Raw genomic sequence first — 26,288 nt, forward strand, 5'->3', positions numbered from 1 at the left:
AAGAAACTAAACCCTTTCATTTTGTAATGAACGTTCAAGAAATAGGAATTTATTCAAAAAATGCCATTAGCAGTATATATATTAGGTCTAGCGATTTTTTCAATTGGTACAGCAGAATTGATGGTCGCTGGTATGACCGCCACTTTGTCCCAAGCCTTTGGAATCAGTGTAGGTGAGGTTGGACATTTAATTTCATATTATGCCTTTGGTGTCATGTTAGGTGGACCTGTACTCACTTTCTTCTTCCTCAAATATAAAGTTCAATATCGTAAAGTCTTACTTATTCTGTTTGCACTCTATGTAGTAATCCAAGGCCTAAGTGCATTTATATCTAGCCATACTATTTTGATTGCAATCCGTTTTATCACTGGCGTCTTATGTGCAGGTTGTTTGAGTCTTTCACTTGCCACAAGTATGGCTATGGTTCCTAATCATAATCGCCCACGAGCAGCAGCCATTGTTATTGGAGGTTTTATGATTTCCAATGTGTTTGGAGTCCCGCTTGCGACTATGATTGACCAACAATGGGGCTGGCGTGTTACTTTTGGTTTAGTAGCAGTATTGGTATTCATTTGTTTGATTGCTCTATTACGTCTTTTACCTGAAGTGAAAAGCAGTGGGCAACTTAGAATGGAAGAAGAGATTAAAGCCTTTAAAAATAAAGCTTACTGGAAAGCATGTGCAACAAGTTGCTTAATTCTTGGAGCAAGCTTTGCTGCATTTAGTTATTTCGTTCCTGTTTTGGTCGATATCACTGGATTTAGCATGCAAGTAGTTCCATTTATTTTAATGGCATTTGGTTTTTCAAATATTGTGGGAAATACTATTACTGGTCATTTAGCACATGACCACAGCCTAAAAATCATGCTTATCGGATTAACCGTATTAAGTATATCCTTATTCGCTTTTGCAATATTTGCCGAATATAAAACAGTAGCAATTATCACAATAATTTTGATTGGATTATCTGGTGTTCCAATGAATCCAGCAATGATGGCAAGAATTGTAAGTGTTGCTCATCCAGGTCCTATGGTCAATGCAGTACACACCTCAGTGATTAATATAGGTTTAGGTGGCGGTTCATATATTGGAGGTCTAGCAATTACGAATGGTTACGGCTTACGTTCAGGCTTATGGATTGGTGCTGTACTGGCAGTATTGGCATTGGCTTCACTTCTTCCTTACGCTCTTAATCGTCAAAAAGGTTGGACTTAAAGCAAGTTTCTTAAAATCATTAAATATCATGAATCATTTAACATAGTGACCGGTTTCCGAATCAGCCCTCACTCAGAGGGCCATGACTCCCTCAATCTTTCTGCATCAGATGCGTGTCCATCAGCTTTTTCTGCCATTGTTCGATATTCAGTGATGCAGTTTTCGAGTATGTCACTGTTGGTATTGGTGTACTCAATGATGGTTTCTTTGGAAGCACTGGGCAAGCGACTGGTTGCAATCTTGAGCTGCTTTGACAAGCTGTCAGCATTGGCACTAGCAATACGTCTAGACAAATAATCAATAATAAAGAGTTATAAGCTTTTAATTCGCTTATAAGTCTTTGAAAAATATATGGTAGGTATATACATACTCGAACTGGAGACCTCTACTATGTCAACGTAAAGTTATTTTATTAAATATCAATTTAATAAGTTCAAATTGTCGTATATTTGTCGCATTAAATAATTAATCTGAATAGCTTTAATCATGTAATTCAAATATTGCGCATGATTTTATTGTTTTGTGCGTAAAACTAATATAAAGTGCATTTATACAAACAATTTAGGATTATTCTTATGGCATTTCGAGCTAATGAAATTGCATTAGAAAATAAACAAAAAGCTGAAAGGTTCTTACTTTCAAATTTAATGGATCTTACTGAAATAGAGAGACAAAAAAGTCGTACTTATCTTCATAAGGTGATTAACGAATTGGGACCAGTTGTAGATACATATCCAATATGGCACCCCTTAATTGTCGATAAATCTAAATGGCAGTTTTACAATACTCCTCACAGAGAAACTGGCTACAATAAGTTAGATCATACGATATTTTTCATGAACGGATTTATCACTTGTCCATATAATGCCGCCTCTAATTTTGGACAAGACGTAATAGATGCTGTCAATGCATTTCCACCAATTCATGGTGTAACTATTACTGCTGATAGAGCACCTGTAACTCTATATAATTCAGATACTACGGCTATAATAGTTAAGTGTATATGGCATTCAAAATCCATCAAATCAACCACACTTCCTTTATCGGAAATTATGCCAAAAGTAATTAATACGGCAGTTGAAATTAATAAGCTGAAACACGCGAGTTTCTCACTTATTGATATGGAACCTTACTTGTTAGGCCAACCATGCGGGAAAAGGTCATCTCTTTTTGTAGACCAAAATACAGGTCTTGCTATTAAGAAAATTTGGCAAACTTTAATAGATTCAGAAATGATTTAAAATATTAATAATTTCAGACATCATTTTTGATGTCTGTATTATTTGATAACACTATTTGTCTCAGTCAGGGACGCGGGAGTTGAACCCGCTTACACAATAATCAATAAAGCCTTATAATATTCAGAGTGTTTTAAATCAATGAGTTAAAAAATTTAAGATTGATTGTATATCACTAGATTTCAAATATCTGTGGCAAAAAATGTGGCATGGAATGTATTCATCAGAAGTTTGGAAAGAAGAAGATAGGAGTAGGCCCTTGCTTTGTACCTAATTGTAACTGGACTATGAATAGGGATAAGTTGAGCAAAAATCCATTTAAGTGGGATGAATTATTAACAATTAGTAGTTAATATACTAATAGTCTTATTAGTAGGAATTTAATTTAGAAATTTCTCTATTATGATGAAGTGAATAGCTTAAGTAACATTTAATTAAAATGGGGTAAACATATGAAAAATCAAAGTATTGGAATAGAGGTAAATGGAGGAGGTAGAAATCAGATTTCAGATGGTACAATACATGTTAAAGGGAGTGGTAAAGCAATTGTTTTGAATGAAACTTTTGATAATGAAATATCAAATGTTCGGATACTTTTGGAAGAAGAAATAATTTACTTTACTAATCTAAAAGCTGATTTAGAAAAAGTAGAAGATAATTCAATTAACCCAATTTCTAAAAAACCATTTAAGAATGAAGCCGCTAACAAGATTCAAGAAATTATAAATCATCCTAACCGTGATAATTTACAAAAAAACACATTAGAACTAATTTCATTGTTAAGTAGTTGGTTAACTATAAAAAGTGCCTTAGCTCCTGCTCTTTCTATCTACATAAGTGGCTTATTAAGATTAATTGGAGGTTAAACTTGAGTACAGGAATATATTTCAAAGGTGGTGGGAATATAATTATTAATGATTTTAAATCAAAAGGATGTTCTACGGCAGTTCATGCTATAGATGTCAATAAGTTGAAAGTTAATGGTTTAAACACGAAAGAGTGTGATAAATCTCTTCAATTGGACAATTGCTGGGATGCTGACATAAAAGATTTAAATATTGAAACCAAGAAAAATGTATTTTACTTTAGAGAGACCCTATTATCTTATACAATTAGATTTTTTATGAATAGTTGTAAAATTTAATTTTTTATTTTGTCATATCATTATTATTAATTTTAAAAGCCTTCCATTGGAAGGCTTTTATACATATCCAAACATGAACATTGTTATTGATCGTATGTGCAGTGCACCCTGAAAGAAGGATGCACATTGTCATCATGATTATTGCAATCATAATATGTTTAGGCATATAAATTACTTCTTTAAAAATAACTCCATTTCAATTTTTCTGCGCTTTATAAGGCCATTCAAAACTTGACCGCCTGCCTTTTTCCACTTAGGAAATTCAGCAGCTGCACCTTTATAGTCCTTGGCATTTAGCTTTTTAAGTAGAGTTGAATCTTTAAATGCACCTATGCCAATGTTGTAAGTCAGTGATACCAAAGCATCAAACTGATTCTGATTTAATGGAACTTTAACCGATGTATTTACAGCCGATTCAAATTTCTTTAAATCTTGTGCCATGTAAGACTTAGCTTGTTCTGCAGTGCAAGTATCTCCCTTCTTAACTGCGACACCATTAATTGCTGTTGTACCGTAACCAATAGTCCATACACCTACCCCATCGTCATACGCTTTGAGTCGAAGATCTTCAAAACCTCTAATCAAATTAATTCCTGTATTGCTAATTTTCACGGCAACTTACCTCCCGAAACTACTGCTTTCCAAATCAACACAAAAGTATCGATCGCTTTACCACCTAAATGTCCAGCCATGCCAGCCAATACACCAATCAGTACCAATGGCATATCCCAGTAAATACACAATAGGACCGTGATAATCCCTGCAAATGCAGAGATAATTAACTCACCGAAAAGTCGCATAAATATCTCCTTCAACGGCTTGGGTTCTTTTGACTGATTTAGTCTGCGAATGAAAGCAACCAAGCCTCCAAGCATTGCCAAAGCAATCATCCAGCCATATGTAATGAGACCTGTAACGATCTCTTTTAATGTTTCTTTATCCACACAACCCCCTAATTTTTGGCAATAAAAAAGCACCCGGTTGGGTGCGTGTAATGTTTGATTTTTAGTAATTTGTGACGTCAAGTACGAATGATGGTGCGTACCCTTGTCGTGTGGTTGAGTCAATCATCGTATCATTTAATGTTTCACTAAATTGGTAGCGCTGCTGATGCACCCTATTATCAGACGTAATGTAATAAGCCGCTATGTTAATGTTATGAATGGTCTGAGGTGTTCCAGTAGGACCAGGAGGAATCGAGGCATACACGTTATCACTAGTATCTCCTGTTATCATAATGGCTAACTTTTTTGCACCATCAAACTGTTCAGAAGTTGAAGAATTGGTACCTGCACCTGTAACAGGAACACCATTAACCGTCCACGTAGTTAAGTTATTTGCAGCCACACCTAATATTTTTAAATATGGCATACCTGAATCATAGGTCACTCGACCATTGGCATCGTACACTCGCAAACCATACGAAGATGTTGCGACCACATTGGAGCCATACAGATAATATTTAAGAGTACCAGGATCCCCACTCACCCATATGTAACAAGTCATTCCAGAGGAAGTATTACTCAGGTTGGTTTTAGAGACTCGTACAGTTTTATCTAACTGAATGGCTACGCTAGGATTTAAAATAAAACTAGGATAAGTAAGTTTATACAATCTTCCCCCATAAGGAGGAATTGTATAACTACCTAAACTAGCAATAGTACCTGAAGCAATTACACCCTGATTCATATAGTTGTTATCAATAACAATGTTACCTGTATCAGGGTTATAAATAGTTAAACCATAATCCATTAATATACCCCATAAACAATAGGGCTATTGATATTTTCATATCTAATGGTACGTGCAGCATTATCAATAGCAAGTAATCGGTTAAAAGCGTAATTAGGCACATTGGTATCCTCTGCGGCAGGTTTTGTTAGGCACAAATAAGCAAATATATTCCCGGGTAGAGAAATATTAATTGTGCCTGTACTACCTTGTGCTGTTGCCGCTGGAGTTACCGTTCCAATAACTCTGGTTAATCGATCAGTCACCTCTTGAATCGGTTGTCCTGCTGCATTCCAGCATTTTAATCCGTAAGTCATTACATCTCCTATTTTTTTAAGTTGCCTAATTGACAGCGCAACACTCCCCCATTTTCAGGATCAAATACCTTAATGAAATCATCAGATATTAAAAGTCCGTTAGTGAGAGTTCCTAATGTTCCGATTTTTACGGTTAAAGCACTTAAACTATCGGCATAAATGCGATTAGCATGCACATACCCAATATTGGCCATCTCAACATACATTCCTCTCGGTACCACGGTACCATTCGGTAATGTGATAGGCGTATTTTGCAAGACCATTAGCGGTTTTTCTGGTATCCCTTCCACGCCAGATGGTGCACCAAAATACACAGCATCATAGTTAAAGATCATTGTTGCAACTTTACCGTCATTCATTGAACCACGGCCTGCAACATGACCATTTACATCTGTTTTAATGAACTCTTGTGCATAAATGCCGTCGATTGATGTTTGCTGAGTTTGAATACTCGCAGTGTTACCATCTACAGTGGTTTGAATCGTACCAACTTGATTTGCGGTAGCAGTTTGAGCTGTTGTAACCGCTTCAACTTTCGTTTGAACTGTTGCAAGATTTGTATTTGCCGTATTTGCTTTTGATAAAGCATCATTTGATGTTGCTTGCGCATTATCTGCTTTGGTAATTGCAGAAACAGATGAAGCTTGAACCGTATCAATACGTGAAGACTGTGCAGATTGAGTATCAGATATAGTCTTTATCTGAGTAGTCACAGATGCTTGATTATCACTCATCTGAGCTGTTACTTGATCTATACGAATAGACTGAGCTAAATCTCCCTCTATACGTGCTGATTGTTCAGACCATACGCCAGCATATCCACCAGAATTACCAATCAAATCAGAAGTGGATCCAATCAATGATGGATTCACTTGAGCATAAACACCATCGACCTTTGTTGTTGTAGTTGTCAATTTGTTGTCAACATCAGCAACTTTTGAATCAACAGTGCTTAATGCGCCAGTTGTCGCATAATTGCCTAGTTTCGCTTCTACAGCATCCACTTTCGATACAGCAGAACTTGCATTCGTCACAGCCACATCAGCTTTTGATAAAGCAGTTGCAGAATTGGTTAATGCATTATCGGCTGTACTTTTTGCCGAAGTTGCAGTTGCATTGGCTTGTTGCGCCATTGATGCTGCTGCACTTGAATCAGTAACCGCAGTATTTGCTTTGCTTAATGCACTGGCTGCATTAGTTTTTGCAGTCGATGCATCAGATTCAGCAACACCAACGCGGCTATCTAATGCCTCAATAGAACTACTGTTTGCTGTTGATTGTGTTACAGCAGTTTCGGCTTTTTGCTGTACCGAAGATAAGGCTGAATTATTACTCGAAATATAGTTATTTAAAGCAAGCGTATTCGCTTTATCTCCTTCAACTCGCGATTGAACCTCTTGTTGTGCAAATGCTTGTACATCATTGATCTGTGCAACTGTTGTATCAACTCGTTTACTAAGGGCTAGATCACCTTCAATCATTGCAGACTGAAGTGACCACGTTCCAGCGAAACCTTGATCATTGCCGATCAGATCAGATGAAGATCCAATCAATTTTGGATTTAGTTGTGCATAAACACCATCAGTCTTCTCTGCAGTAAGTTTCAAATCATCAGCAACAACCTTAATACTTGATTGTGCTGCCGCTAAACCTTGGTCACTTGATTTTTTGACTGTATCTATTACTTCTAAAACAGCATCATCACCTGCTTTAATTTGCTTTGTTAATCCATCTTCCAAAGTACTGATCGCAGTTTTTCGATCCTGTATTTCAGTATTGATCTTTGAAGTAGTTGAATTGATTGAGTCAATACGCTCAGTCCGTTCAATTGCTAAATCATCATTTGCTTTTTGAGCTGACTCTTTCGCTTGTTGTACAGATGTTTTGAGCCCTGAAATATCAGTATCAATATTTTCGATATGATCAATCTTGGTCTGCAAGTCTTTGTTTAATTGACTTTCAGAGATTTGCTCATGCAAAAGCTCAAGTACATCTGATGCATCTGCCGAAGTAACACCACTGACCCAATCAGACCAATCACCCACATTGCCAATACGATCAATTAAACGACCACGGTAATACTGGCGTAAGTTTGGCTGCATACCTTGAATCGTGTGAACAGTAGTCGGATAAGCAAACAAACCCAGTTGAGCAATATTTGATGTGCTGTCTGGTGAAACTTCAATTTCAGTGTATGCAGTGTCAAGCGCACCCACAGCAGGAAACAACCAAGTTAATTTCATGCCAAATAAAATACCTTCAGCATGTATATTGGCGAGTTTAGGTGGTTTTCCTTGCTTGCCTTTTAGCTCTGTCAAAACTGAATAAGTTGGCAAGGATGAAATATCAAAAGCACTGATCGCAAATACGCGCGCTTCATATTGCCCTGCGTAAATGCCTGCGACCTCTGCTGAGTTATTTCCAGTTAATGGTAGCTTTAACCAGGTGCCGTTATCTTTGCGCCATTCAACTTGATACTTGGTTGCATCTTTGGCTTGTGGCCAACTGATCACCATGGTTTCAACCGATATTCCTTGCTGAACCATTTGCTCACTGGAAATGATGACTGACTCAACAGGTTCTTGGGTTGTAGGATTAATGATTGAGATTGGTCGATCATCAATGAATGCACCATGATCAATGGCATCAAACTTAGATGCATTGTGTTGAAGTGCGGTAATGGTAAATTGGTGTGGCTCATCTTGTGAGATCGAAACTACACGAAATTTCATCGTTGCTAAATCTTGTGCATCAATCACCCATGCATTTTGTGGAGCAACACTATCAAATGCTGATACTACAGTAACAACTCGACCAGCAATACTTGATACAACTCGTGCTTGTGCCTTTCCATTCTCGCCATTAACAATTAGACGGTCACCAGATCGGCACACCACATCATCACGATCTAAAGTGATTTGTTTTAAATCAGAACTGACTGAAGAAATACGCCCACCGTTTGCACGACCAGCTAACAACTCATCAGCAAGTTCAATCACTTTACCAGGTAATGGAATATAGCCATCTAACCCAACTTTAAATGTGACAGTTCGAGTTTCGAGTTGTTCTGTTTTTAAAGCCCATTGGCCAGTACGTTGTGCTTGACCTTCTGATGTACAGCCCCATGCCTCAAGTTCTAATAAACGTACCGCTTTAGCCTCTGCAATTGATTTTTCATCACGCACAAAAACATATTCAGTCTTATAGCGATTTTGCGGATTATCCCAAGCAACTTTGACTACATTATGCCGATCCCGTGCACGCGTACCGGTGTAATTAATACCAAGAACGCCATCAATGATATTGGCAGATGTATATGTAAAAATAGTATCTTGTGGCAAATCAGCTTCACATACGATTGAATTACCATCCCAATAACTGATTGCACGAAATAAACCTGCAAGTTTGCTTAAAATATCAAAAGCAGATTCGGCACTTTGAATATATACATTACAAGTGAAACGAGGCTCTTGACCGCCTTTGCCATTCGGTACCAACTGATCACAATATTGTGCTAAACGATATAAAGACCATTTATCAATCATTTGCTCGGTTAAACGGTTGCCAAGTGCATATCGCTTATTGGTACATAAATCATAGTAAATCCAAGCTGGATTATTGCTATAAGCACGCTTAAATAGACCATCCCATATCCCGATGTAAGTTCGGCTTACTGGATCATAGTTGCTTGGTACTTTGATCTTTACACCCTTTAGATCTACAGCAATTTTGGCAATATTTGAGAATGTTTCAGCATCATATTGCACACCAATCAATGCAGTATTTGGGTAGGCAAGTTTAAGATCGACAACTTCAGTAATGGCTTGAATATACATCTTATCGCTGACATATTCAGAGCTTGAATTCGGTGTTTTACGTGTGACTCGAATCAACCAATTATTATTGGCTTTTGGTAAGCCGATACGATGGGTACGTTCATAATTTGCTGAAGTTTTTCCTGACATTTGAGTATCAAGCATTAACTCCCATGATCCCCCATCAGTCTGCACTTCAATCAAGTAATCAATAACAATACCTGAAACATCGCCATTACTTGGGTCTTGCTGTTTTAAAGCCCCAAAGCGCACTCTTACAATCACGGCATCGAGATTAAGATTGGTAATCCCTTTAACCCAAGGCGTATCACTTTTAAGTTCAACACCAACAGCAGTTTCAGAAGCAATGCTTTCAAAACCTTCCATGTATGCCTGATCATTGGTACCTGAGCGAAAATCTAGAGTGACATCTTGAAAGTTTCTTGCACCACTATCGTTTTCAACTGGGGTGTCATCAAGGAAGATTGACTTAAAGCCATTTGCCAAGCCCTCAACTTCACCCTCACTCATGCCATACTGTAAGCGCGCATAGGTTTTTGAGGCTGTAGTGTCATTTGCAACTTTTGGTTGTCTTTGGTTTTTGCTACCGCCTTTTGCGCCTTTTACTGTTTTAAGCATACTTTTTCCCACACAATAAAAAAGCGCTTAATGCGCTTATATTCTTAAATTATTTCTTCCCACCGCTGCTGCCACCGCCTGTAAAACCAGCATCTGCAGAACTGAAAGTATCTACTGCAAATTGACCAGCATTTACAATGAATCCACCGACTTCGCGCTGACCATAAAGAATAGGAACTGGATTGCCTTGGGCGATTGTGGTGACAGCTCCACCAAATCCAAAGTTAGACTTATTTCCATCTTGATTTTGATCTTGTGCATCAACCTTAGGGGCAAGCATTTGTGCAATACCACCAATAGACATTCCAATACCTGCACCAATCAATGCTGCACCATAAGGAGTTGTTGCTCCAAAAGTAAAATAGCCAGCAACTATCAACACAACCCCTAAAACTAAATTGAGAACCCCACTGTCACCGCCAGCCCCAATGACTTTAGGCACTATCTTGATAACTTTGGCACCAGTTTCAAAGTCGATTTGATCCTCACTGATATTTTCATCATCTTGAAAAACAGCAAAGGTAAGTCCCTGTTCATGAGCGGTTAACATGAATTGTTCAAAACCGGGCACTTGGACTGATAGTGCTCTTATAGCTTCTCGGGTGCTTTCAACAGCAAGCTTAAATTCTTTACCAAACTTCTTTCCCAGTACACCATATAATTTGATCGTTTTAAGCATTCTTATGCCTCACTATTTTGACAACACGCTCTTGCCATTGCTGCCCAAAGATTTCACGCACTGACTTTCGACCATAAGGATGATGTAGGATTAATGGTCCACCAAAACAACTTGTGCTTTCTTCTGACTTTAATTGCCACTGATCACCCAACCAAATCACAGCATGATTCGGGTGTTCTGTACGACCAACATTACACACCAACATGTCACCATACTGAGGTTCACTGACCTCATAAAATCCAGCTGCGTCTAAATTTTCTAGATAAAGGGATTTATGGTCTTTATCACTCCACCAATCATCTTTACGCTCGAAATCAATTAACTGAACACCTAGCTCACGATTATAAAAATCACGAATAATTGAATAGCAATCTTGATATCCATGATGATAATCACGACCAATGAGTGGTGCTTTATAGCCACATGGCTTATAGACCTGGAAATCTACTTCGGGCCAAGCACAGATCACCCATGGCATTTCATGAAGTTCAATTTGTAATAAATCTAAATCAGAAGCACGTGCTGTAGCATTTGGATGTGAATGTACATAGGCTTGAATCTCACCTTTATCTTCAGCATTCGCCAAGTCTTCATGATGAATTTGAAACTGACCTTTTTCAGCGACATTACGGCATGGAATATACTCACCAGAAACAATAACCCCGCAACATTCTGCGGGGAAACATTGTTCAGCATGAGATAGAATCGCTGCTTTTAGTTTTTTATTTAATTTCATTTTTACACCATTGAAGATGCAGGGAATCCACCAAAATGAAGCTCATTCTCTCGGCAACGACAACCTGATGTTCTGTAGTTACAACGATCTAAAGCTGGATTGTCTGTCGATTCATCTTTTTCAGTAAACATTGCAGATCCGATATATCCGCACTCTTCACTTCGATATTCCCAATTGCAGTAGTTTGATATTTGCCGTGTAGGGATTTTTAGCCCTTCAAAATCCACGGGATTAGAAAGTTCAAACGTCACTTGCTGAGCATTTTCAGAAGTCTTTTGTTCAATGAACCAAATCTGCTCGCGCTTCTCACTTGGATTAGCCGTGGCATTACCAGCACTAAAGTTTTCAGCATCGAGGTATTTGGCTAATGTGGTAATGACTTTGATTTTTGCACCAGCAAAATCACCAAACTGTAAACAATATGCAGTTACTGCACCTTGAATACCTTTAATATTGTTGGCCATGCTTAAAGTTGGGGCTGAAGCTTTACCATCACTTCGCATTTCTAAGCCTGATACTTGCAATGCCATTGGCTCAAAAGTCTGGCCATTAAATATAATGTTGCGGTGCCAAACCTTTTCATCACCAACATCATATAGTTTACCGATTGAGCCTGTATCTGAACCAATCAAGCCATTTGAACCAATTGAGCTATAAATCTTTTCCCAGTCTTCATATGAAATATGGCCATGGAAACGCAAAACGCCAGCACCTAAAGCGCTGGCATCTAATTCAAATAATGTGATTAACCCATCTACATAGAGCTTTTGAAAATCACTGTTCAGAGTCATCTTTCAATGCCTCCGCTACAGCTTGTGCCAAATTAGTTGGTTGAAATTCAATTGGTGTATTTGAGATTTCAATTTCAGGTTTAGGTAGTTCTTTTAAACGAATGTCAATCCAACGACCATTCGGAATATCACGAGGTTTATCAGGATTTGGAAGAATATCACCAGTTTCTTCATCAAACTTTTTGACAAATGTTTTAACTTCAATGGTGTTATCTTCAAGTTGTTGATACTGCACGGCTACCAATACATTACCGTTGGCATCTTTTGGCATTTCGATATACCAACCATCATCAGAAAAGCCTTCTGTATTTTTTAAAAGGTAATGGCCAACATCCACTTTTTCAAATATAGGTTCTTGCTCTAACGCTTCATCATTGGGTTGTATTTTTTCTGCAAATAATTGAACAACTGGTGAAGCTGATTTGATGAATCCATTGCTATCTACTGTCGTATTAGCTGTTGTTCTTAAACTAATCCAAGCACCTGCTGAAGCTATATTTAATCCACTTCGAAAATTAATTCCATTACTGTCAGTAAATCCTAGTTGAGCATATCTTGTTGAATTTCCTCTCCATGTCTGAAAAATACCATTTGCCCAACCATTTGTTTCTGCTGTAGTTGTGAACCAACAGGCATTTAAATGAAATTTTGTATCATTTAGATTATTCCCCCCATATAACCCTTGCCCACCACCTAATCCAAAGGCCCCGACCTCCATTAAATTACCAGCTGCAGTTCCAACTAATCGACTCGCAGCGTGCGTGTTATTGGTGAAATTTTCATTTACTTTTGTACCAGTAGAGCGAAAAGTGTCACCACCTGCACCACTTGGTGCGGTTCCTAAATTAATTGTTTGAATAGCCATATTTTTCTCACTAAAAAGCCCCAGCGAGTGGGGCGTGAATTTGATTAGATTTAAGGGTAGAAAACTTGGGTAAAGGTAGTTGAAATAGTCCAGATCATTCCACCTACTTGACTAGGTGTATAGCTTGTATCTGTTTTGACGCGTACTTCACCATCCAATGGCGAATTCCATAGAAATGAATCAGCCCCTTTATGTCGATCAAAAAAAGCTTTGATTTGAAGAATTTCTTCCTTGGTAGATGTAAATTTGTAAGGCCACTCCCCCTTTTTATTGTTGATGCCTACTGAGATATTCTGCTCGTAGCCATCTCCAAATTTAGAAGTCAAAATATTGAAGTTTTGTTTGCCTGAGTTTCCATCTAAATCACATGGAAATGTAAATTTTTCATTGCTCATAAATTGCGTCCAATAAAAAACCCACTCAGGTGAGTGGGTTTTAAGTTTAATGCTGAATAAGTATTTGAATATTAATCACTTGATGATCTTAAAATAAAGCTAAAATCTGCAGTTGTTTTGATAAGTTGAGGCTTGCCATTTATAATCAAAGGCTTAAAACTTGCCTGCTTGATAAACTCACTTAAAACATATTTATCTAGAGCAGGTATTCCAGTCCCTCGAAAAACATTGACTTTGGTTAATTTACCTTTTTCATTAGCCTCTACACTCAATCTTATCGTTCTATCACTTCCTTTTAAATCAGCATTAGTATAAGTAAATTCGGGATATACAGCATATTTAGGAACTCTGGAAACTGAAAATTCAAAAGGTAGTTTTAAGCGCGATGGGTGATTTGTTTTTATATCCCATTCATTCCAAACTTTGAGTTTTGATCTTTTCACAGCCCTTAATACTAAACTGTCTAATTCATCCACTCCGCTACTTTTGCTTACTTCAGCTTTTTGAACCCTACCATTCTCATCGGTCTCTAAATAGATTAATAAATCTCTGTCGTAACCTTCTAATATTTCATTATCAATTCTAATTTTTGGCGGTATTATCCATTTCATTAACATTCCAGTTTCTTTACTTCTCTGCACTTCTTGAAGATTAGCATTTGATTCGATACAAAAAATTGAAATTAATAAACCGAAAATTAAAATTATTTTTTTCATGATATATCTCTTGTATATTTAGTCCCAGATACTAATTTTAAGGACAAAAAGAAACCTCCCGAGGGAGGATATGTTTTTAATTACATTATTCCACTACAATTTTCATAGACGATTTTGCATCGTTCTTTAGGAAAGCCTTCGTTTTGACATTGTGAATATACATTTTCACGACCATCTAACTTTCGACTCCAGCCACGAATCCTACTTCCAGTAACACGACCATACAGTAAGGTTGTTCCTTCAGCTTGTCCAACTGTTGCGCATTCAGTTTCTGAATAGGTAAACCAAAGCTTACATTGGGTGCCCCCTTTCTTTTGGCAATCTTCAAGAGCATTTTCCTGTATTTTTCCGCGGAATACTTTGGCAAATGACGTTCCGACCACACCATTAGTACCAGCAGCAATTGCTCCTACAACTTTCCAAGTGCGGTTACTTGCAGCTCCTTGATAACCACCACCCCCTGGAATTGGTGCACAACCTTGCACACCTTGACCGCCTACTGGATAAGAACCAGAGGGACAATTTCCTTCCGCATGTGCAGTACCAGAAATAATAATTGAAAATAGAGCCATACAAATTAATGATATAAAATTTTGTATGATCTGAGGTTTATTTTCATTAGTCATAATTGTTTCGTCCCTGTTAGTAATTTAATAGGTGAAATATTTATTTGATCTAAATCTTAAAATAATTCTTAGCAAAAAACCACCTTAAGGTGGTTTGGTTTATTAATTGATTAACACTCTAAAATATTTACCTAAATCTTCTCAATACAACTGGCATATTTGAGTCACCTACATTTTTATCCCACAACCATTGCACTACATATATTCACAATGTTGCGCAAATATAAGCACACGATATAAGTAGCAACTTCATAAATTTTTAGAGGTTAATATGCTAATTAATAAAAGCGAAGAGCGTGTTCAAGAAAGGTCAGAGAAAGCTACAGAAAATCTCATAATGCCTATATATGTTTCGATCTTTATAGGCCTAGTTTTAATCGAAATTGTGAGCTATGTACTTTCAAACTGGTTGAATTAAATTAAAAACCCACTTAGGTGGGTATTGTTTACTTTCTTTACTGCACAATTTGAATTTCACCATTTTGATCCATAGTAAAGTCTTTTGAATTTGATCCTATTTTTTTTGCACCATAAATTTTTGCAAAATACTCGATAGTAATATTTACTGAATTACCAACCTGATAAATATAAATCTTTACTGGAACATACGAGTGTCGATTTTTAAGACTATCTAGAATTGGAATCTCTGTCATTTTGATCCCACACAAAGCTTGATCTCTAGTTAATTTTTTCCCATCTTTTTGGTCTATAAATGTTGATACATTCACAATAACGTCTTTTTTATTACCATCTTTAAGTGTTACATCATAATATTTTCCATCTAAAACATAATCATCATCTGTGAGCCTTACAATAGCCGAAGTTTGATTGACTTTTTGTTCTACTTTTTCACCTTTAGAAGTTGTTACAGACTCTGCATTACCTAACGCTGGCAATAATCCTAAAGTGCCAATCAGCAATAAACTTTTCATTCTAAAGCACTCCTTGAAGTGCTAATAAAATATCAATTAATCAAAGGAAAAGCCACTGGAGTGGCTATTCTTATTTTGACAACAAACCGCCTTGACGCTTCTCTTGAATAATCACAGCTCGTACAGCATTACCAACAACCTGAGCAAACTGTCGCTGATCCTGTGTATTACTACCTGAAGTATTAACACCAGAATCAGTAATACTTACTTGAATGGTAATATTGGGTTCACTGCTCCGTGGGGAATTATGCTGAATAGATTGAAACTGCCTTCTATCAACATCGTCACCACTCATTCGAGAAACTCCCACTAGCCCTCCATCTTTAAATTTTTGAACATTTAAATCTGGTTGAGTAGAACCTAAGTACTGAGATTTCATGCCTAGATATTCACGCTGAAATGGTATCTCACCCGTCTGATTCATGTAATTTAAAGAAACTAGACCAATTTTAGAGGCAGCATACTGACGCATCATAAACTCGCCATTGGATGCCATAATTGGAATATCATCACTTGTTCCAGTGCCTTTGCCTGTAATATGGCCACCAGTTGCAAAACCTTGAGGGGTAATTGCTTGGATCATTGCTAAGAATGTTCCTTGATCCAAAGCCGCCTTAGCACCTGCGGCAACTTTCTGCCATACAGTACCTGGCTCTTTAGCATAAGCATCAGAAACAGATGACCATAAATTCATACCCGCTTGAGTAAGCGCAAACCCCTGCTGCATTGCAAACATTGTTTTATATGCACCTGAGCTTTCACCAAGAATACCTTTAAACATATTTGCAAATGAACCGGTCAATTGCTGAGCTTGAGTTAGTTGTAAATTCAATGAATCCGTTTGATACTGATTTTCAATATCAATCATACGTTTATTATGCGCAGCCCAAATTTGTTCACGAACCTCAGCTAATTTTTGTAAATCCGCTCCAGGTTCTTGCTCTTGGTTTTCAACATCTGCTATCTGAGTATCAAATAGATTTTGTGATGCTCCCATTCTGCTGAATTTATCTTGGTTAACTTGAAAACGCCCAGTAGATCCATTCATTTGAGATTGAACAGAATCCCACCCAATAGATGCATCTTTTAGGCGTCGATTCATATCAACTTGATTTTGAAGTTCAAGCATTTGTGTTTTAAATGCATTTTCAGCAGAATCTTCATTATTCTGAGCAATAAGCCTTTTTTCTATGTCATATCTAGCCTTAGCCTGTTGAATTTCTGACATGTAAAATTCAGTTGATTGAAGTAAACGCTGATCTTTAGCAAGTTTAGACTTTTCAATTTCATAAGCAAATTTTTCATCAACCTTTTCTTTAGCAATCTGTTTTTGAATATCAGAATATTCTTTGTTTAAAGAAATAGTTACTTTTTGAGTTTCGATTTCATTTTGAATTCGTTGCTCATTTGTCCAATTCCAACCCTTCACATTTGAATCAAATTGAAGTTCAGCAAGTCGATTTTCATTAGCAAAGCGTTCATTCTCTTGACGCTCAAGTTTTGTGTATGTGTCACCTGAAAAATGAGATTGAATATCTGCTAATTTCTTCTCATGTTCTGTTTTGCGCTGAAGCTCACCACTTGAATATTGCAGTTCAATATCTTGCTTAACTTGCAAAAACTTAACCAAATCATTGATAGAAGTATCAAAGTCTTTAGTTGAGCCTTCAAAACCATTTGCTCCTGCAATATAGCCTTTTACATTTTGAATATATTGGCGATTTACTGGTCCAATATTTGTGCCTTTATCTACATTGCCTTCGCCAGCATGGTAAGCAGAAATAGCCTTATCCCAAGAGCCGAATTTTTTGTAGAGAATTTGCAGATATTTAGCGGCTGCTTCTGCGGATTTACCTAAATCAAATACATCGCCTCCAGTCAATTTGAAACGCTTAGCTGTATCATCAAGAAATTGAAATCCACCTTTTGCAGTACCATACTTGGTCATAGGGCCAACTGCATCCGCTTTACCACGTGACTCCTGCATATGGACACCTGATAATAACCCTGGCAAAAGTCCATACTTACTTTCTAATCCACCGAAGTTGTATTTAGTAGCATTAGCCTTAACTTTTTCGTTGACCTGTAAGACTTTGAGCTGCTTCTCAAGCTCTTTGGTTTGATCTTTTTTCGCTTGGGTAATTAAATCCTCTTTTTCCTTCATTTTTGCGGAAATATCAGCAACCTTAAACATTTCCTGTGCGTAAGGAGTCTTAGTTTTAAGTGGGTCAAAATTTAATGCTTTTAAAACTTTCAAATTTTGCTCAATTAAGGCATCTGACTGCCCCATACTTTGCAATTTAGCCCTTGCTGCCATTTCTTTAATATCATCAAAAACACCTGCCTTATAACTCTCATAGGCTTTTTTTGACTCTTCAAGAGCTTTTTTCTTAAGATGGATGGATTCTGTTTCGTCCTTATTTGCCTTTATTGCAGATGAAGTTTGATTGGTTAATGCTTGTTGAGCAGTTTTAACCTTTTTATATTCTGCATCAGCCTTTGCATGGGCTGTAGTCAACTCATCGATTTCAACTTTATGCTTTTTCTGCACTCCCGATAGATTGTTCACTGCTGTTGCAAATTCAGACGAACTTATTTTGCCCTTATTATATTCTTTGAACAGCTTATTGATTTCTCTTGCTGTAGATTCAGACACTGAGCCAGACTCTTCAAGCCATCCAATCATTGCACTCAAATCTGAATAAGCAACTGTATAACTAGTGGCTAAGCTTTTAACTTGCTTTTCGAGCTCTCGCAATGTTGTACGTTTTTGAAGCTCATCTAACTTTGAATATTCTTCAACCAACTCACTTACAGTGCTCTTTTGTAAATCAAGTGTGGTAGTTGTATCTTTGGTACTATCTTTGAGCATTAGATATGAACCAGCAACAGCCGCAACAGTTAAACCTAATCCTACTGGTCCACCCAGTACACCAAGTAAACCACGGCCAACACCCATTGATAGATTTTGGGCTGCATTAACTCGGCTTTGAGAAGCAGCCAAAGCATTTTGAGCAACTGTTAATTCAGCAGTAACTTGAGTCTCAACTCTTCTAAGTTGAGCCATTCGTGTTATTGATGCAGTCCGACCAATACTATTGATTTGCTCATTTAATCTTTGAACCTCTAAGGCTTTTTCAGCTGCAATTGCCGCCAAAGTTGCCTGTGTTGAAACTACTCGAGCCTCTGCACCAGCCAACTCTTGAGCTGCTGCTACCCGCTCTGCTTGTATAGCAGCATACTGAATGGATGTCTGTTCAGTAAGTTGCTTAATTTTTCCATAGCCTGCCATTGTGCTTGTATAAAGTGCTGGAATATAAGTACCAAGCCAATACGCCCCACCAATCATGGCAATGTTTGTTACTGTGTTTAAATTATCAGCAAGGCTTTTTAATGATTCTTGCATCGTTTTAGATATACCTGTTGACTTACCAAGCTCACCAGCATAGTTAGCTACAGCATTGCCAAGTTGAACAAACCCTTGACCAATTGAAAAATCAGTTTTCCCAAATAAGTCATCAACAGAAACTTTTGCGTTCTTTAAAGCCTTGATGACCACATCAGTTGTGAGCTTTCCTTCGTTAGCCCAATTTCTCAAATCACCAACAGAAATATTTAACCCTTTCGCAATTGCATCTCTTAATCCACCTGCCTGTTCTGCGATAGAATTATATTCCTCACCCCTTAAGATTCCTGAGCTAAGGGCTTGTCCAAATTGCACCAATGCAGCTTCTGCTGATGCTGCTGTTCCACCGCTAATTGAGATAGCTTTTGAAACTGTCTCTGTGAGTGTTGCTGCATCCTTTAAATTAATTCCAAGTGATTTCGCATTTTGAGCAAATCTTTGATATACCTGAGCTGTTGAATCCCACGCTTGAGCAGTGTTTTGCGCAATAGCAAAAGTATCTTTCATCGCCTGATTAAGCTCATTCTGATTTGCAGTCACAAGCTTCAGTCTATTTTGCAGACCCGTGTACATATCCATCTTAGCGATCGCAGTACCAACAGTCACAACCCCAGCCAAATACCCTGCCAACTGCCTTGCTGCCACTGACATAGAGTTCATTGAAGTAGTTGCGTAATTACCAGTGCGTTCGATACTTTGTAGCTCTCGATCTAAAGCACGTGCATTACGTGCTGCTTGTTCTGAGCTAATTTCAATAATGAGTGTGCTACGTTGTTCAGCCATGACTTTTCCTTAGGCGTAAAAAAAGCGCCTAAGGGCGCATTGCGGACAATATAAAACCGACCTTTAAAAAGATCGGTTTTATGGTTTGATGATCATGTTTATTACCACCAGCGTATGGCAGCAATCACTGCCGCGATTCCAAATAATACTGATGCAATAATTGCAGCAGTTGCTAATTTGTTACCAGCTTTATCAGCACCTAATTCGCTCATTTTTCCGTCTACCTTTAATTGGTTTTTGGGGGTATAATTCATATATGTTCTGATCCTCAAGTGTGCGTTGTGGGTTGGAAACAAAAACCCCAAGAGCTGTGAACTCTCGGGGTTTTGTTTTGGAAACAAGAAAACCATATAAATAGCTCTCTCTTATACGTGCACCTCTAAATAAAATTTGTTAGAAGTTTAGGTTTGATAGCGCTTATGACTTATTCACTTCACTCAAGCACTTCCCATCCAGCGCAAAAATACACTTAACAAAAAGTCCTCGATCTAAGTCACAACCATACACATCAAAGTAGCTTTTAATGTCAGCAAGGGTCAGTGAGTCATAGAACCCACCTCCCTGTGGAAAGGCAATAAAACGTCGAGCCTTTGAAATTAGATTAAAGGCTTTAATGATGTGATCTGCCGTGAAACTTGGCTCTAAACGCTCAGGTGGTTTTAGACCGAGCTTCTGGTAGACTTCTGCGGTTTTTTCTTCGCACCATTTGATGTTTCTTTGTTCGTAGTGCTTGATGACTTTCCCACTTCTTCAACAATCTCTTCAGTCTTAGAGTCATGGATCACTTTAGCCTTTTCCATGATGAAGACAATAATTTCAAGCGATTGCTTTGAGCTTGTACAAATCAGTTCTGCATTTTGTACGCTGTATTCGATCGGCTTCTTATCCTTTCCGACTAACCCAACCCATCCTAGCAACAAATGTGAAACAGCACGGTTAAAACCTAATTTGGCTTTTACTGCTCCTTCATCTGTAACGGCCTTAATGCCAGCTAGCTCTTGCTCAGCTTGAATCCCATTGAGTTCAAGTGATCGCTGAAATGATGGCTTATCAATACTCGCAATGAGTAGTTTCACGCCATCTTTAAAATCAAACCATTCTTGAACGTATTCAATGGACTTCTGTTCTTCGATTTCAATTAACATGATTAAGGCCCCGCAACTACAGGAATACGTGTAAGAGTCGGTGCAACATCCGCGACCGTGAATGAAAACTGAGTCGTCAATACATCACCAGCACCACCACTTGGCAAAGGCGCAGATACTTGAACCTTAGGTAGTTTGAGTGTGTATTTATTACCTGCAGTATCTTTCAATGAATATTCAAGACCGATCGGCTCATTTAAGAATTGTTTTTCATAAAGCTCTGCAGTGTTTTTGGACCATGCAATTGTAAAGTTACCACTGCCTTTCATAATGGTTTCTAAGATTGCGGCAATGTTATTTTCATAGTCTAAGCACTTCTGAATTTGCATTGTATTATCAATGGTTAATTCAATCTGAGTGATGCACATTCCTGGTTTCTTTTCACCATCAATAAGAATGTCGCCGGTAGATAGACTAGTTAAAGGTACTGCATCCACTGCAGGTGTTACAGTACCAGTCGGTGCAACCTCATAAGCTGTGCGCGTCATTCCCATAATTGCGAATTTAGAAGTCACAATGCCACTATCTGGAATCGATAAAGTCCATTGGTTAATGTGGCAACCGGTGAAAACTTGGAAGTTATCAATATCACTAAAGCCTCGAATAATCGAAAGCGTTTTTCGAGTAGTACCCCCAAATGTTAAAACGTTGCTATTCCAAGCATTGAAGGCAATTAGCTCTAAGATTCCATCTTGAATGCCATAAGCCCATTCAGATTCAATATCGCCTTGCACTTCTATACCAGTCACTAAAGTACCAGCTGCAATTCGTGAATCTTTGATCGTTTGTGATTCGGTGGTTTGTGCTGATGCATCTAAACCATTAGTGGTAAATGCAAATGTATTCCAGGTTGTTGAAATCATACCAGGCGATGCTTCAAAACCAATTCGGGTTAATTGTTTGGCTCCAGAACTCATTAAGTTCTCCTTAATTTAGGCATAAAAAAACCTCCTTTAAGGAGGTGGATAAAGTTAAACCCTTATGTTTCAAGGTTATTCGTCTTCAATTTCTTTAAATTCAGGTATGTCTCCATCTAGACAGGCTTTAAATTCATTTTGAGCATATTGATAACTTAGTTCATTCCTTGATGGTTCATTAGCTGCAACATCAGTTGTATAAACATAATCAATCATTCGGTTTAAAACTGGTATGAAGCGCGTATTAGTTCCATCCTTAGCTGCACTCTTAACAACTTCTATAGGTACACCAATTTGCCTTTTATGCATAACTGCAAAAGCTACATCCCGAAAATTATTACAGAACTTTTCACGTTTAATCTCTACAGCGGCTACATATTGCGTAAGCATGCATGAACCTACTAGTAAGATTATTTTAATATTCATACGCTAATTCACCCTAAATTCTGCTCTCACTATCTTAGCGTAAAAATTGTCATCATCCATATCTTGTGGCGCATGCACTTTATAAACTTCAAGAAATGAAACACCAAATGATTTAAGAAAATCACGCCACTGACCACACAGGATTACCATATTAATTGTGCCTGTATTCATTGGTGCAAAACATTGGATTGAAATAGTGCCTATATCACGTATACATAGCTCATTTCCAATTCCAGCTATTTGGCTGTCTCCATATTGAATATAGGCTTTGCACCATAGTTTATTTGTAGGCGGGACAAACGGCTTACCATCAATAGTTGGTTGGTTCGGTATTCGGAGATTCGATTTTTCCACTCCACTAAATTGACCTATTCGCTTGTATATTGCTAATTCAGCTTCCGATAATGTCATCATTTATATCTACTCGTAACTGACTGGAATGTGATTGAATAAATACCTAAAGGTGCTTGCCCTGAATGTCCATTCTCTAGAGCAACTGCATAGGGTAAATTATTGCTAATGAAGACTCTCATTCCCAATTGAACGCTCAGTATTTTAGCCATCCCATCTGCAATGGTAGTGGTACCTGATTTATCTATTTTCTGAAAGTCTTTGGTGTAATCGACGCTACCAATTGAAACTCGATGATTACCTCTGAAAGCCCCTGTATCGACTGGACTTTTAAGCACAACACCTTGAAGCATTGCAGCAGTGATTTTTCTTTGTAGTTCTGAGCCATCACGTAAAACTTGGAGTGTGAATTGTGATGGTCGTAATCCTCTCCAACTCATAATTTTCACCCATTAAAAAACCCACCGAGGTGGGTTAAATATTATTTAATCTTGAAACAAACATTAATTTCACCACTAACTTGTTTATAGCATGACCAAATTTTAGTATTTGAATTACTACTTATCACTTTCAATCTTCTATCTAAAAAGTATTTTTCTGCTTCTGTAAGATAGTTCAAATCTTCGCCCATCTCATATTCACAATCTTCACTTTTACACGCTATCGGTTGTTTAATATGGTAAATTTTATCTCTAAAGCTTAATTCAGTGTACTTACTATCTTTATCTGTACCATATACAACAAGACAAGATCTGATTTTATTTTTTCCTGCCGAATCAAAACATTGTCTGTAACGACTTGGATCTTCGAGTGCATACACATTTATAGAAAGTGATAGTAAAGCAAAGAAAAAAATTAATTTCATTGTTAAGATATTTAAGTAATTTGATGATATTAAATATCACAACCATTTTAATTTGCAACTTTCCTCAACTGTAAAACCCAAATACTTCCACTCGGATCCTCACCAACATTTAAAACTTCAAAGCTACCTTTAGAAGTAACCCAAACATCATCAATCTGAGGCACACCAGTTACTTCATTTTGAAGCACAGGAGCTTTTACATCTTCAACTTGATAATCAATAGGCTTTACCAAATCTCGCTTATATGAGCCAAATACACCACGTCCAGAGTATTGTTCAACGGTCACAGTAGGATAAGTTTGTGTTTCAAAGTCGAAATCACCAGATTGGATTTCTTTAGAACATGTGAAATTTGTGATGGCATCTGCAAGCTTAGTATTAAAGGCTTTAGCCACTTTAGATTGAATCTTATCTCTCATCCACGATACACCTTGAATGTGAATCCCTTGGGCTTTAGATCCAGCGAATTTATAAATGCTTTGGCAATCTGCTCAAATTCTGAAATTTCATGACTACCCTCTACAAATGACTCTTCAACTTCAACTGTATCGGCCTTAACACGCTCGCTTGTAGTTTGCCGTGATACTCCTGAATAAATCACACCGGCTTTAATGCCTTTCACAATTTCACATGCTGCATCTTGCAATAAAGGATCTATTGGATTAGGAACAAAACCTATTTCATTCTTCATCCATGTATTGGCCAGCAAAACTAGACGAGCCTTATCACTATCATCGACAAAGTCAGCACCAAGGATAGATTCAGCTTCTGAAATAGTAATAAAGCTCACGGTGTTATTCCTTTGGCAATAGGGCCAGCAAGTCATCTTTTTTTGCATCAGATGAGAATGCAATGCCTTTCAGTTTGAGAACATCTTTAAGTTCATCTACTTTAAGTTTTGAATAATCAACTAACTGAAGTTCAGAGATACGTTCTTTCATTGCACCAACATCATTTTTAAAGGCAATAAATTCACCCTGCACAGTGGCTAGTTGCTCTTTTGTATGGGTTAGATCAAGTGCTACAGCATCGAATTGCTCTGAAGGTACCAAACCAGTCAAATCAGTAGGCTCACCGTGCAAAAGCTCAGTCTTTAATGATTCCAATTGTTGTTTTAGATCTTTATTCTCAACAACAACCTTTTCACATTCTGCCTGTGCGTTATCAATCACAGCTTGGAGTTCTGTTGTAATTCCAACCTCAACATCTACAGTTAAGGGGTTGATAGAAAGTTCTTCACCCTCACACAATTCATGCTGGCCAAGCTGAAAATCCGATTCGTTGATGATGCGAAAATCTTCACCATCTTTAATTTTTACAGTTTTTGCTAACATTTTTTATTCCTTAAAAAAGAAATGGGCGCAAAACGCCCAAACCATTACCCAATTAGCAAACCGATATGCCGCTTAGTAACTGCCTTTACACCCCATGCTAAAGCAACTTCATACACAACCTGTTTGTACTGGCGATACACCGATACTTCAAAAGCCAATCCAGTTAAAGGATCAACAATGGTAGTGCGGTCATCTGCGCTATCACCACCTTCGGGTAGTGCAGGTGCACGTGTTGCTAATGCGATTGCAGAGCGAGAGAATGCTACATTCGGCGTGTAAGATGAGCCAAGAGTAATAACAGAATTATCTGCAGGTTCAATAATTAGCCCTCCATTTAATGAAAGGTTGGCACCAACCAGCCCACCCGAAACATATTTATTGGTGTCACCAGCAAAAGTCAGAATGTCACCAGCTAAAACAGTACCAGTACCACCATCAACAGTTAATGTTTTATCACCAATTTCAGGTGCACCATTTACCAAGTAGTCAGCACCAGATCCTTTAGTGTGAATACCAATTGAATGAGAGTGGCGAATAGCAAAATTCATTACACGGTCAGTCATACCATTTCGTAGTAAATCACCACTACCAGCTTCATTTACTTTAAAGAGCTGTGATTGCTTACCACGGAAGTTACCAATTGCAGAATGTCCTAAAACTAACTGTAGGTCATTACGTGGTGCACCATTGCGCTCTAAAACACCTAAAATGCCTGAAAAGTCGGTCATATCAGCTGCTACAGCAAATGGAGTAGATCCAGCCACACCATATGCACCACCAGCACCTTTATATGCCTCAAGCCAGCAATCATATTCAACTTCATTAATCAATGTCCGCATCGCTTGTGCAAAGCGATCAGCCATAATTGTTTGATACGTTCCAGCATTTTGAAGTGAGCGAGTTTCCTCACCATTCCAACGAATCGGCACATTACGAGATTTAGTAATCTTCGCAACCACATTATCAACTGTGCCATCACCAGCATTAGGAGCAGTTACCCCAGGCACAGTATCTTGTGCGCCGGCAACTGTAGTTACAGGAATTTTTACGTCATCCCCCACGGCGGCACGCTCAATTGTACTATCACGCGTAACAGCTGGAATAAACCCTGTTAATTCACGAGATACGATATCCATAGCAGTGTAAAGTGTAGGTAGTAAACCATTTAAATTGTTAGCCATTTATTGGACTCCAAGAATAAGAAAACCTGCTAATGCAGGCT

At 37.9% G+C, this 26,288-nt stretch carries 29 protein-coding genes and 2 pseudogenes; 5 read left to right on the forward strand and 26 right to left on the reverse strand.

The window, feature by feature from the left end; genetic code table 11:
* Positions 1 to 60: 60 nt before the first annotated feature.
* Complete coding sequence (locus tag AC07WY_RS02110; protein WP_494735614.1) at positions 61 to 1,215, forward strand: MFS transporter; 1,155 nt, start codon at positions 61 to 63, stop codon at positions 1,213 to 1,215.
* 68 nt (positions 1,216 to 1,283) lie between these two features.
* On the opposite strand, the pseudogene AC07WY_RS02115 reads toward AC07WY_RS02110, so the two are convergent.
* Positions 1,284 to 1,496, reverse strand: a pseudogene (locus AC07WY_RS02115) (hypothetical protein); the annotation flags it as partial.
* A 294-nt stretch (positions 1,497 to 1,790) separates the two neighbouring features.
* Between AC07WY_RS02115 and AC07WY_RS02120 the strand changes: the two are divergent.
* The 4 genes and pseudogenes from AC07WY_RS02120 to AC07WY_RS02135 all read left to right on the forward strand — a co-directional run bounded on the left by AC07WY_RS02120 (position 1,791) and on the right by AC07WY_RS02135 (position 3,597).
* Positions 1,791 to 2,456 (forward strand): hypothetical protein, encoded by a 666-nt coding sequence (locus tag AC07WY_RS02120; protein WP_494735615.1) that lies wholly within the window; start codon positions 1,791 to 1,793, stop codon positions 2,454 to 2,456.
* Positions 2,457 to 2,662: 206 nt separating this feature from the next.
* Positions 2,663 to 2,806: pseudogene (locus AC07WY_RS02125) on the forward strand (DNA polymerase V subunit UmuC); the annotation flags it as partial.
* 99 nt (positions 2,807 to 2,905) lie between these two features.
* Positions 2,906 to 3,319 carry a hypothetical protein gene (locus tag AC07WY_RS02130; RefSeq protein ID WP_494735616.1) on the forward strand — a complete coding sequence of 138 codons (414 nt, stop codon included), beginning with the start codon at positions 2,906 to 2,908 and terminating at the stop codon, positions 3,317 to 3,319.
* Positions 3,320 to 3,321: 2 nt separating this feature from the next.
* Positions 3,322 to 3,597, forward strand: coding sequence for a hypothetical protein (locus AC07WY_RS02135; RefSeq protein WP_494735617.1), 276 nt, complete (start codon positions 3,322 to 3,324; stop codon positions 3,595 to 3,597).
* A gap of 171 nt (positions 3,598 to 3,768) precedes the next feature.
* Here the strand turns inward: AC07WY_RS02135 and AC07WY_RS02140 are convergent, their stop codons facing one another.
* The 25 genes from AC07WY_RS02140 to AC07WY_RS02260 all read right to left on the reverse strand — a co-directional run bounded on the left by AC07WY_RS02140 (position 3,769) and on the right by AC07WY_RS02260 (position 26,247).
* Positions 3,769 to 4,209: a lysozyme gene (locus AC07WY_RS02140; protein ID WP_494735618.1), complete on the reverse strand. Its 441-nt coding sequence runs from the start codon at positions 4,207 to 4,209 to the stop codon at positions 3,769 to 3,771.
* Positions 4,206 to 4,541: a phage holin family protein gene (locus tag AC07WY_RS02145; RefSeq protein ID WP_034708947.1), complete on the reverse strand. Its 336-nt coding sequence runs from the start codon at positions 4,539 to 4,541 to the stop codon at positions 4,206 to 4,208. The genes AC07WY_RS02140 and AC07WY_RS02145 overlap by 4 nt, the downstream gene beginning before the upstream one ends.
* Positions 4,542 to 4,602: 61 nt before the next feature.
* Positions 4,603 to 5,349 (reverse strand): hypothetical protein, encoded by a 747-nt coding sequence (locus tag AC07WY_RS02150; protein WP_494735619.1) that lies wholly within the window; start codon positions 5,347 to 5,349, stop codon positions 4,603 to 4,605.
* Positions 5,349 to 5,645: a hypothetical protein gene (locus AC07WY_RS02155; RefSeq protein WP_488632405.1), complete on the reverse strand. Its 297-nt coding sequence runs from the start codon at positions 5,643 to 5,645 to the stop codon at positions 5,349 to 5,351. The genes AC07WY_RS02150 and AC07WY_RS02155 overlap by 1 nt, the downstream gene beginning before the upstream one ends.
* Before the next feature lie 8 nt (positions 5,646 to 5,653).
* Positions 5,654 to 10,099 carry a TipJ family phage tail tip protein gene (locus tag AC07WY_RS02160; RefSeq protein WP_494735620.1) on the reverse strand — a complete coding sequence of 1,482 codons (4,446 nt, stop codon included), beginning with the start codon at positions 10,097 to 10,099 and terminating at the stop codon, positions 5,654 to 5,656.
* A 49-nt stretch (positions 10,100 to 10,148) separates the two neighbouring features.
* The gene (locus AC07WY_RS02165; RefSeq protein WP_494735621.1) at positions 10,149 to 10,778 is read right to left on the reverse strand and encodes a tail assembly protein; all 630 of its coding nucleotides are present in this window, start codon (positions 10,776 to 10,778) and stop codon (positions 10,149 to 10,151) included.
* Positions 10,771 to 11,514, reverse strand: a complete 744-nt coding sequence (locus tag AC07WY_RS02170) for a C40 family peptidase (protein WP_494735622.1) — start codon at positions 11,512 to 11,514, stop codon at positions 10,771 to 10,773. Before AC07WY_RS02170 ends, AC07WY_RS02165 begins: the two co-directional genes overlap by 8 nt.
* A gap of 2 nt (positions 11,515 to 11,516) precedes the next feature.
* Positions 11,517 to 12,305, reverse strand: a complete 789-nt coding sequence (locus tag AC07WY_RS02175) for a phage minor tail protein L (RefSeq protein ID WP_494735623.1) — start codon at positions 12,303 to 12,305, stop codon at positions 11,517 to 11,519.
* Positions 12,289 to 13,170, reverse strand: a complete 882-nt coding sequence (locus tag AC07WY_RS02180) for a phage tail fiber protein (RefSeq protein ID WP_494735624.1) — start codon at positions 13,168 to 13,170, stop codon at positions 12,289 to 12,291. The genes AC07WY_RS02175 and AC07WY_RS02180 overlap by 17 nt, the downstream gene beginning before the upstream one ends.
* Positions 13,171 to 13,220: 50 nt before the next feature.
* On the reverse strand, positions 13,221 to 13,565 hold the full coding sequence (locus AC07WY_RS02185; protein ID WP_034618365.1) for a phage tail protein: 345 nt from the start codon (positions 13,563 to 13,565) through the stop codon (positions 13,221 to 13,223).
* Between the two features lie 71 nt (positions 13,566 to 13,636).
* Positions 13,637 to 14,281 (reverse strand): TonB family protein, encoded by a 645-nt coding sequence (locus AC07WY_RS02190; RefSeq protein WP_494735625.1) that lies wholly within the window; start codon positions 14,279 to 14,281, stop codon positions 13,637 to 13,639.
* Between the two features lie 80 nt (positions 14,282 to 14,361).
* Complete coding sequence (locus tag AC07WY_RS02195; protein ID WP_315079784.1) at positions 14,362 to 14,853, reverse strand: DUF4189 domain-containing protein; 492 nt, start codon at positions 14,851 to 14,853, stop codon at positions 14,362 to 14,364.
* A 509-nt stretch (positions 14,854 to 15,362) separates the two neighbouring features.
* A complete protein-coding gene (locus tag AC07WY_RS02200; protein ID WP_494735626.1) occupies positions 15,363 to 15,839 on the reverse strand; it encodes a hypothetical protein in 477 nt (158 codons plus the stop codon).
* A 70-nt stretch (positions 15,840 to 15,909) separates the two neighbouring features.
* Positions 15,910 to 20,028 carry a tape measure protein gene (locus AC07WY_RS02205; protein ID WP_494735627.1) on the reverse strand — a complete coding sequence of 1,373 codons (4,119 nt, stop codon included), beginning with the start codon at positions 20,026 to 20,028 and terminating at the stop codon, positions 15,910 to 15,912.
* A 101-nt stretch (positions 20,029 to 20,129) separates the two neighbouring features.
* Positions 20,130 to 20,282, reverse strand: coding sequence for a hypothetical protein (locus tag AC07WY_RS02210; RefSeq protein ID WP_171287893.1), 153 nt, complete (start codon positions 20,280 to 20,282; stop codon positions 20,130 to 20,132).
* Positions 20,283 to 20,687: 405 nt separating this feature from the next.
* Complete coding sequence (locus tag AC07WY_RS02215; protein ID WP_494735628.1) at positions 20,688 to 21,173, reverse strand: phage-derived protein YdaY family protein; 486 nt, start codon at positions 21,171 to 21,173, stop codon at positions 20,688 to 20,690.
* Positions 21,174 to 21,175: 2 nt separating this feature from the next.
* On the reverse strand, positions 21,176 to 22,090 hold the full coding sequence (locus tag AC07WY_RS02220; RefSeq protein ID WP_494735629.1) for a phage tail tube protein: 915 nt from the start codon (positions 22,088 to 22,090) through the stop codon (positions 21,176 to 21,178).
* Positions 22,091 to 22,165: 75 nt separating this feature from the next.
* A complete protein-coding gene (locus tag AC07WY_RS02225) occupies positions 22,166 to 22,480 on the reverse strand; it encodes a hypothetical protein (protein WP_494735630.1) in 315 nt (104 codons plus the stop codon).
* A 39-nt stretch (positions 22,481 to 22,519) separates the two neighbouring features.
* Entirely contained in the window at positions 22,520 to 22,930 is a 411-nt protein-coding gene (locus AC07WY_RS02230; protein WP_494735631.1) for a hypothetical protein, read from the reverse strand.
* Complete coding sequence (locus AC07WY_RS02235) at positions 22,927 to 23,307, reverse strand: hypothetical protein (RefSeq protein WP_494735632.1); 381 nt, start codon at positions 23,305 to 23,307, stop codon at positions 22,927 to 22,929. Before AC07WY_RS02235 ends, AC07WY_RS02230 begins: the two co-directional genes overlap by 4 nt.
* Positions 23,308 to 23,348: 41 nt before the next feature.
* Positions 23,349 to 23,732, reverse strand: a complete 384-nt coding sequence (locus AC07WY_RS02240; RefSeq protein ID WP_494735633.1) for a hypothetical protein — start codon at positions 23,730 to 23,732, stop codon at positions 23,349 to 23,351.
* Positions 23,733 to 23,779: 47 nt separating this feature from the next.
* The gene (locus tag AC07WY_RS02245) at positions 23,780 to 24,151 is read right to left on the reverse strand and encodes a glutamate 5-kinase (RefSeq protein WP_494735634.1); all 372 of its coding nucleotides are present in this window, start codon (positions 24,149 to 24,151) and stop codon (positions 23,780 to 23,782) included.
* Positions 24,148 to 24,522: a hypothetical protein gene (locus AC07WY_RS02250; protein ID WP_494735635.1), complete on the reverse strand. Its 375-nt coding sequence runs from the start codon at positions 24,520 to 24,522 to the stop codon at positions 24,148 to 24,150. Before AC07WY_RS02250 ends, AC07WY_RS02245 begins: the two co-directional genes overlap by 4 nt.
* 4 nt (positions 24,523 to 24,526) lie before the next feature.
* A complete protein-coding gene (locus AC07WY_RS02255; protein WP_494735636.1) occupies positions 24,527 to 25,066 on the reverse strand; it encodes a HeH/LEM domain-containing protein in 540 nt (179 codons plus the stop codon).
* Positions 25,067 to 25,110: 44 nt separating this feature from the next.
* Complete coding sequence (locus AC07WY_RS02260; protein WP_494735637.1) at positions 25,111 to 26,247, reverse strand: major capsid protein; 1,137 nt, start codon at positions 26,245 to 26,247, stop codon at positions 25,111 to 25,113.
* Positions 26,248 to 26,288 lie beyond the last annotated feature (41 nt).

It is taken from the genome of Acinetobacter sp. GW821-FHT01C12, from assembly GCF_059422625.1.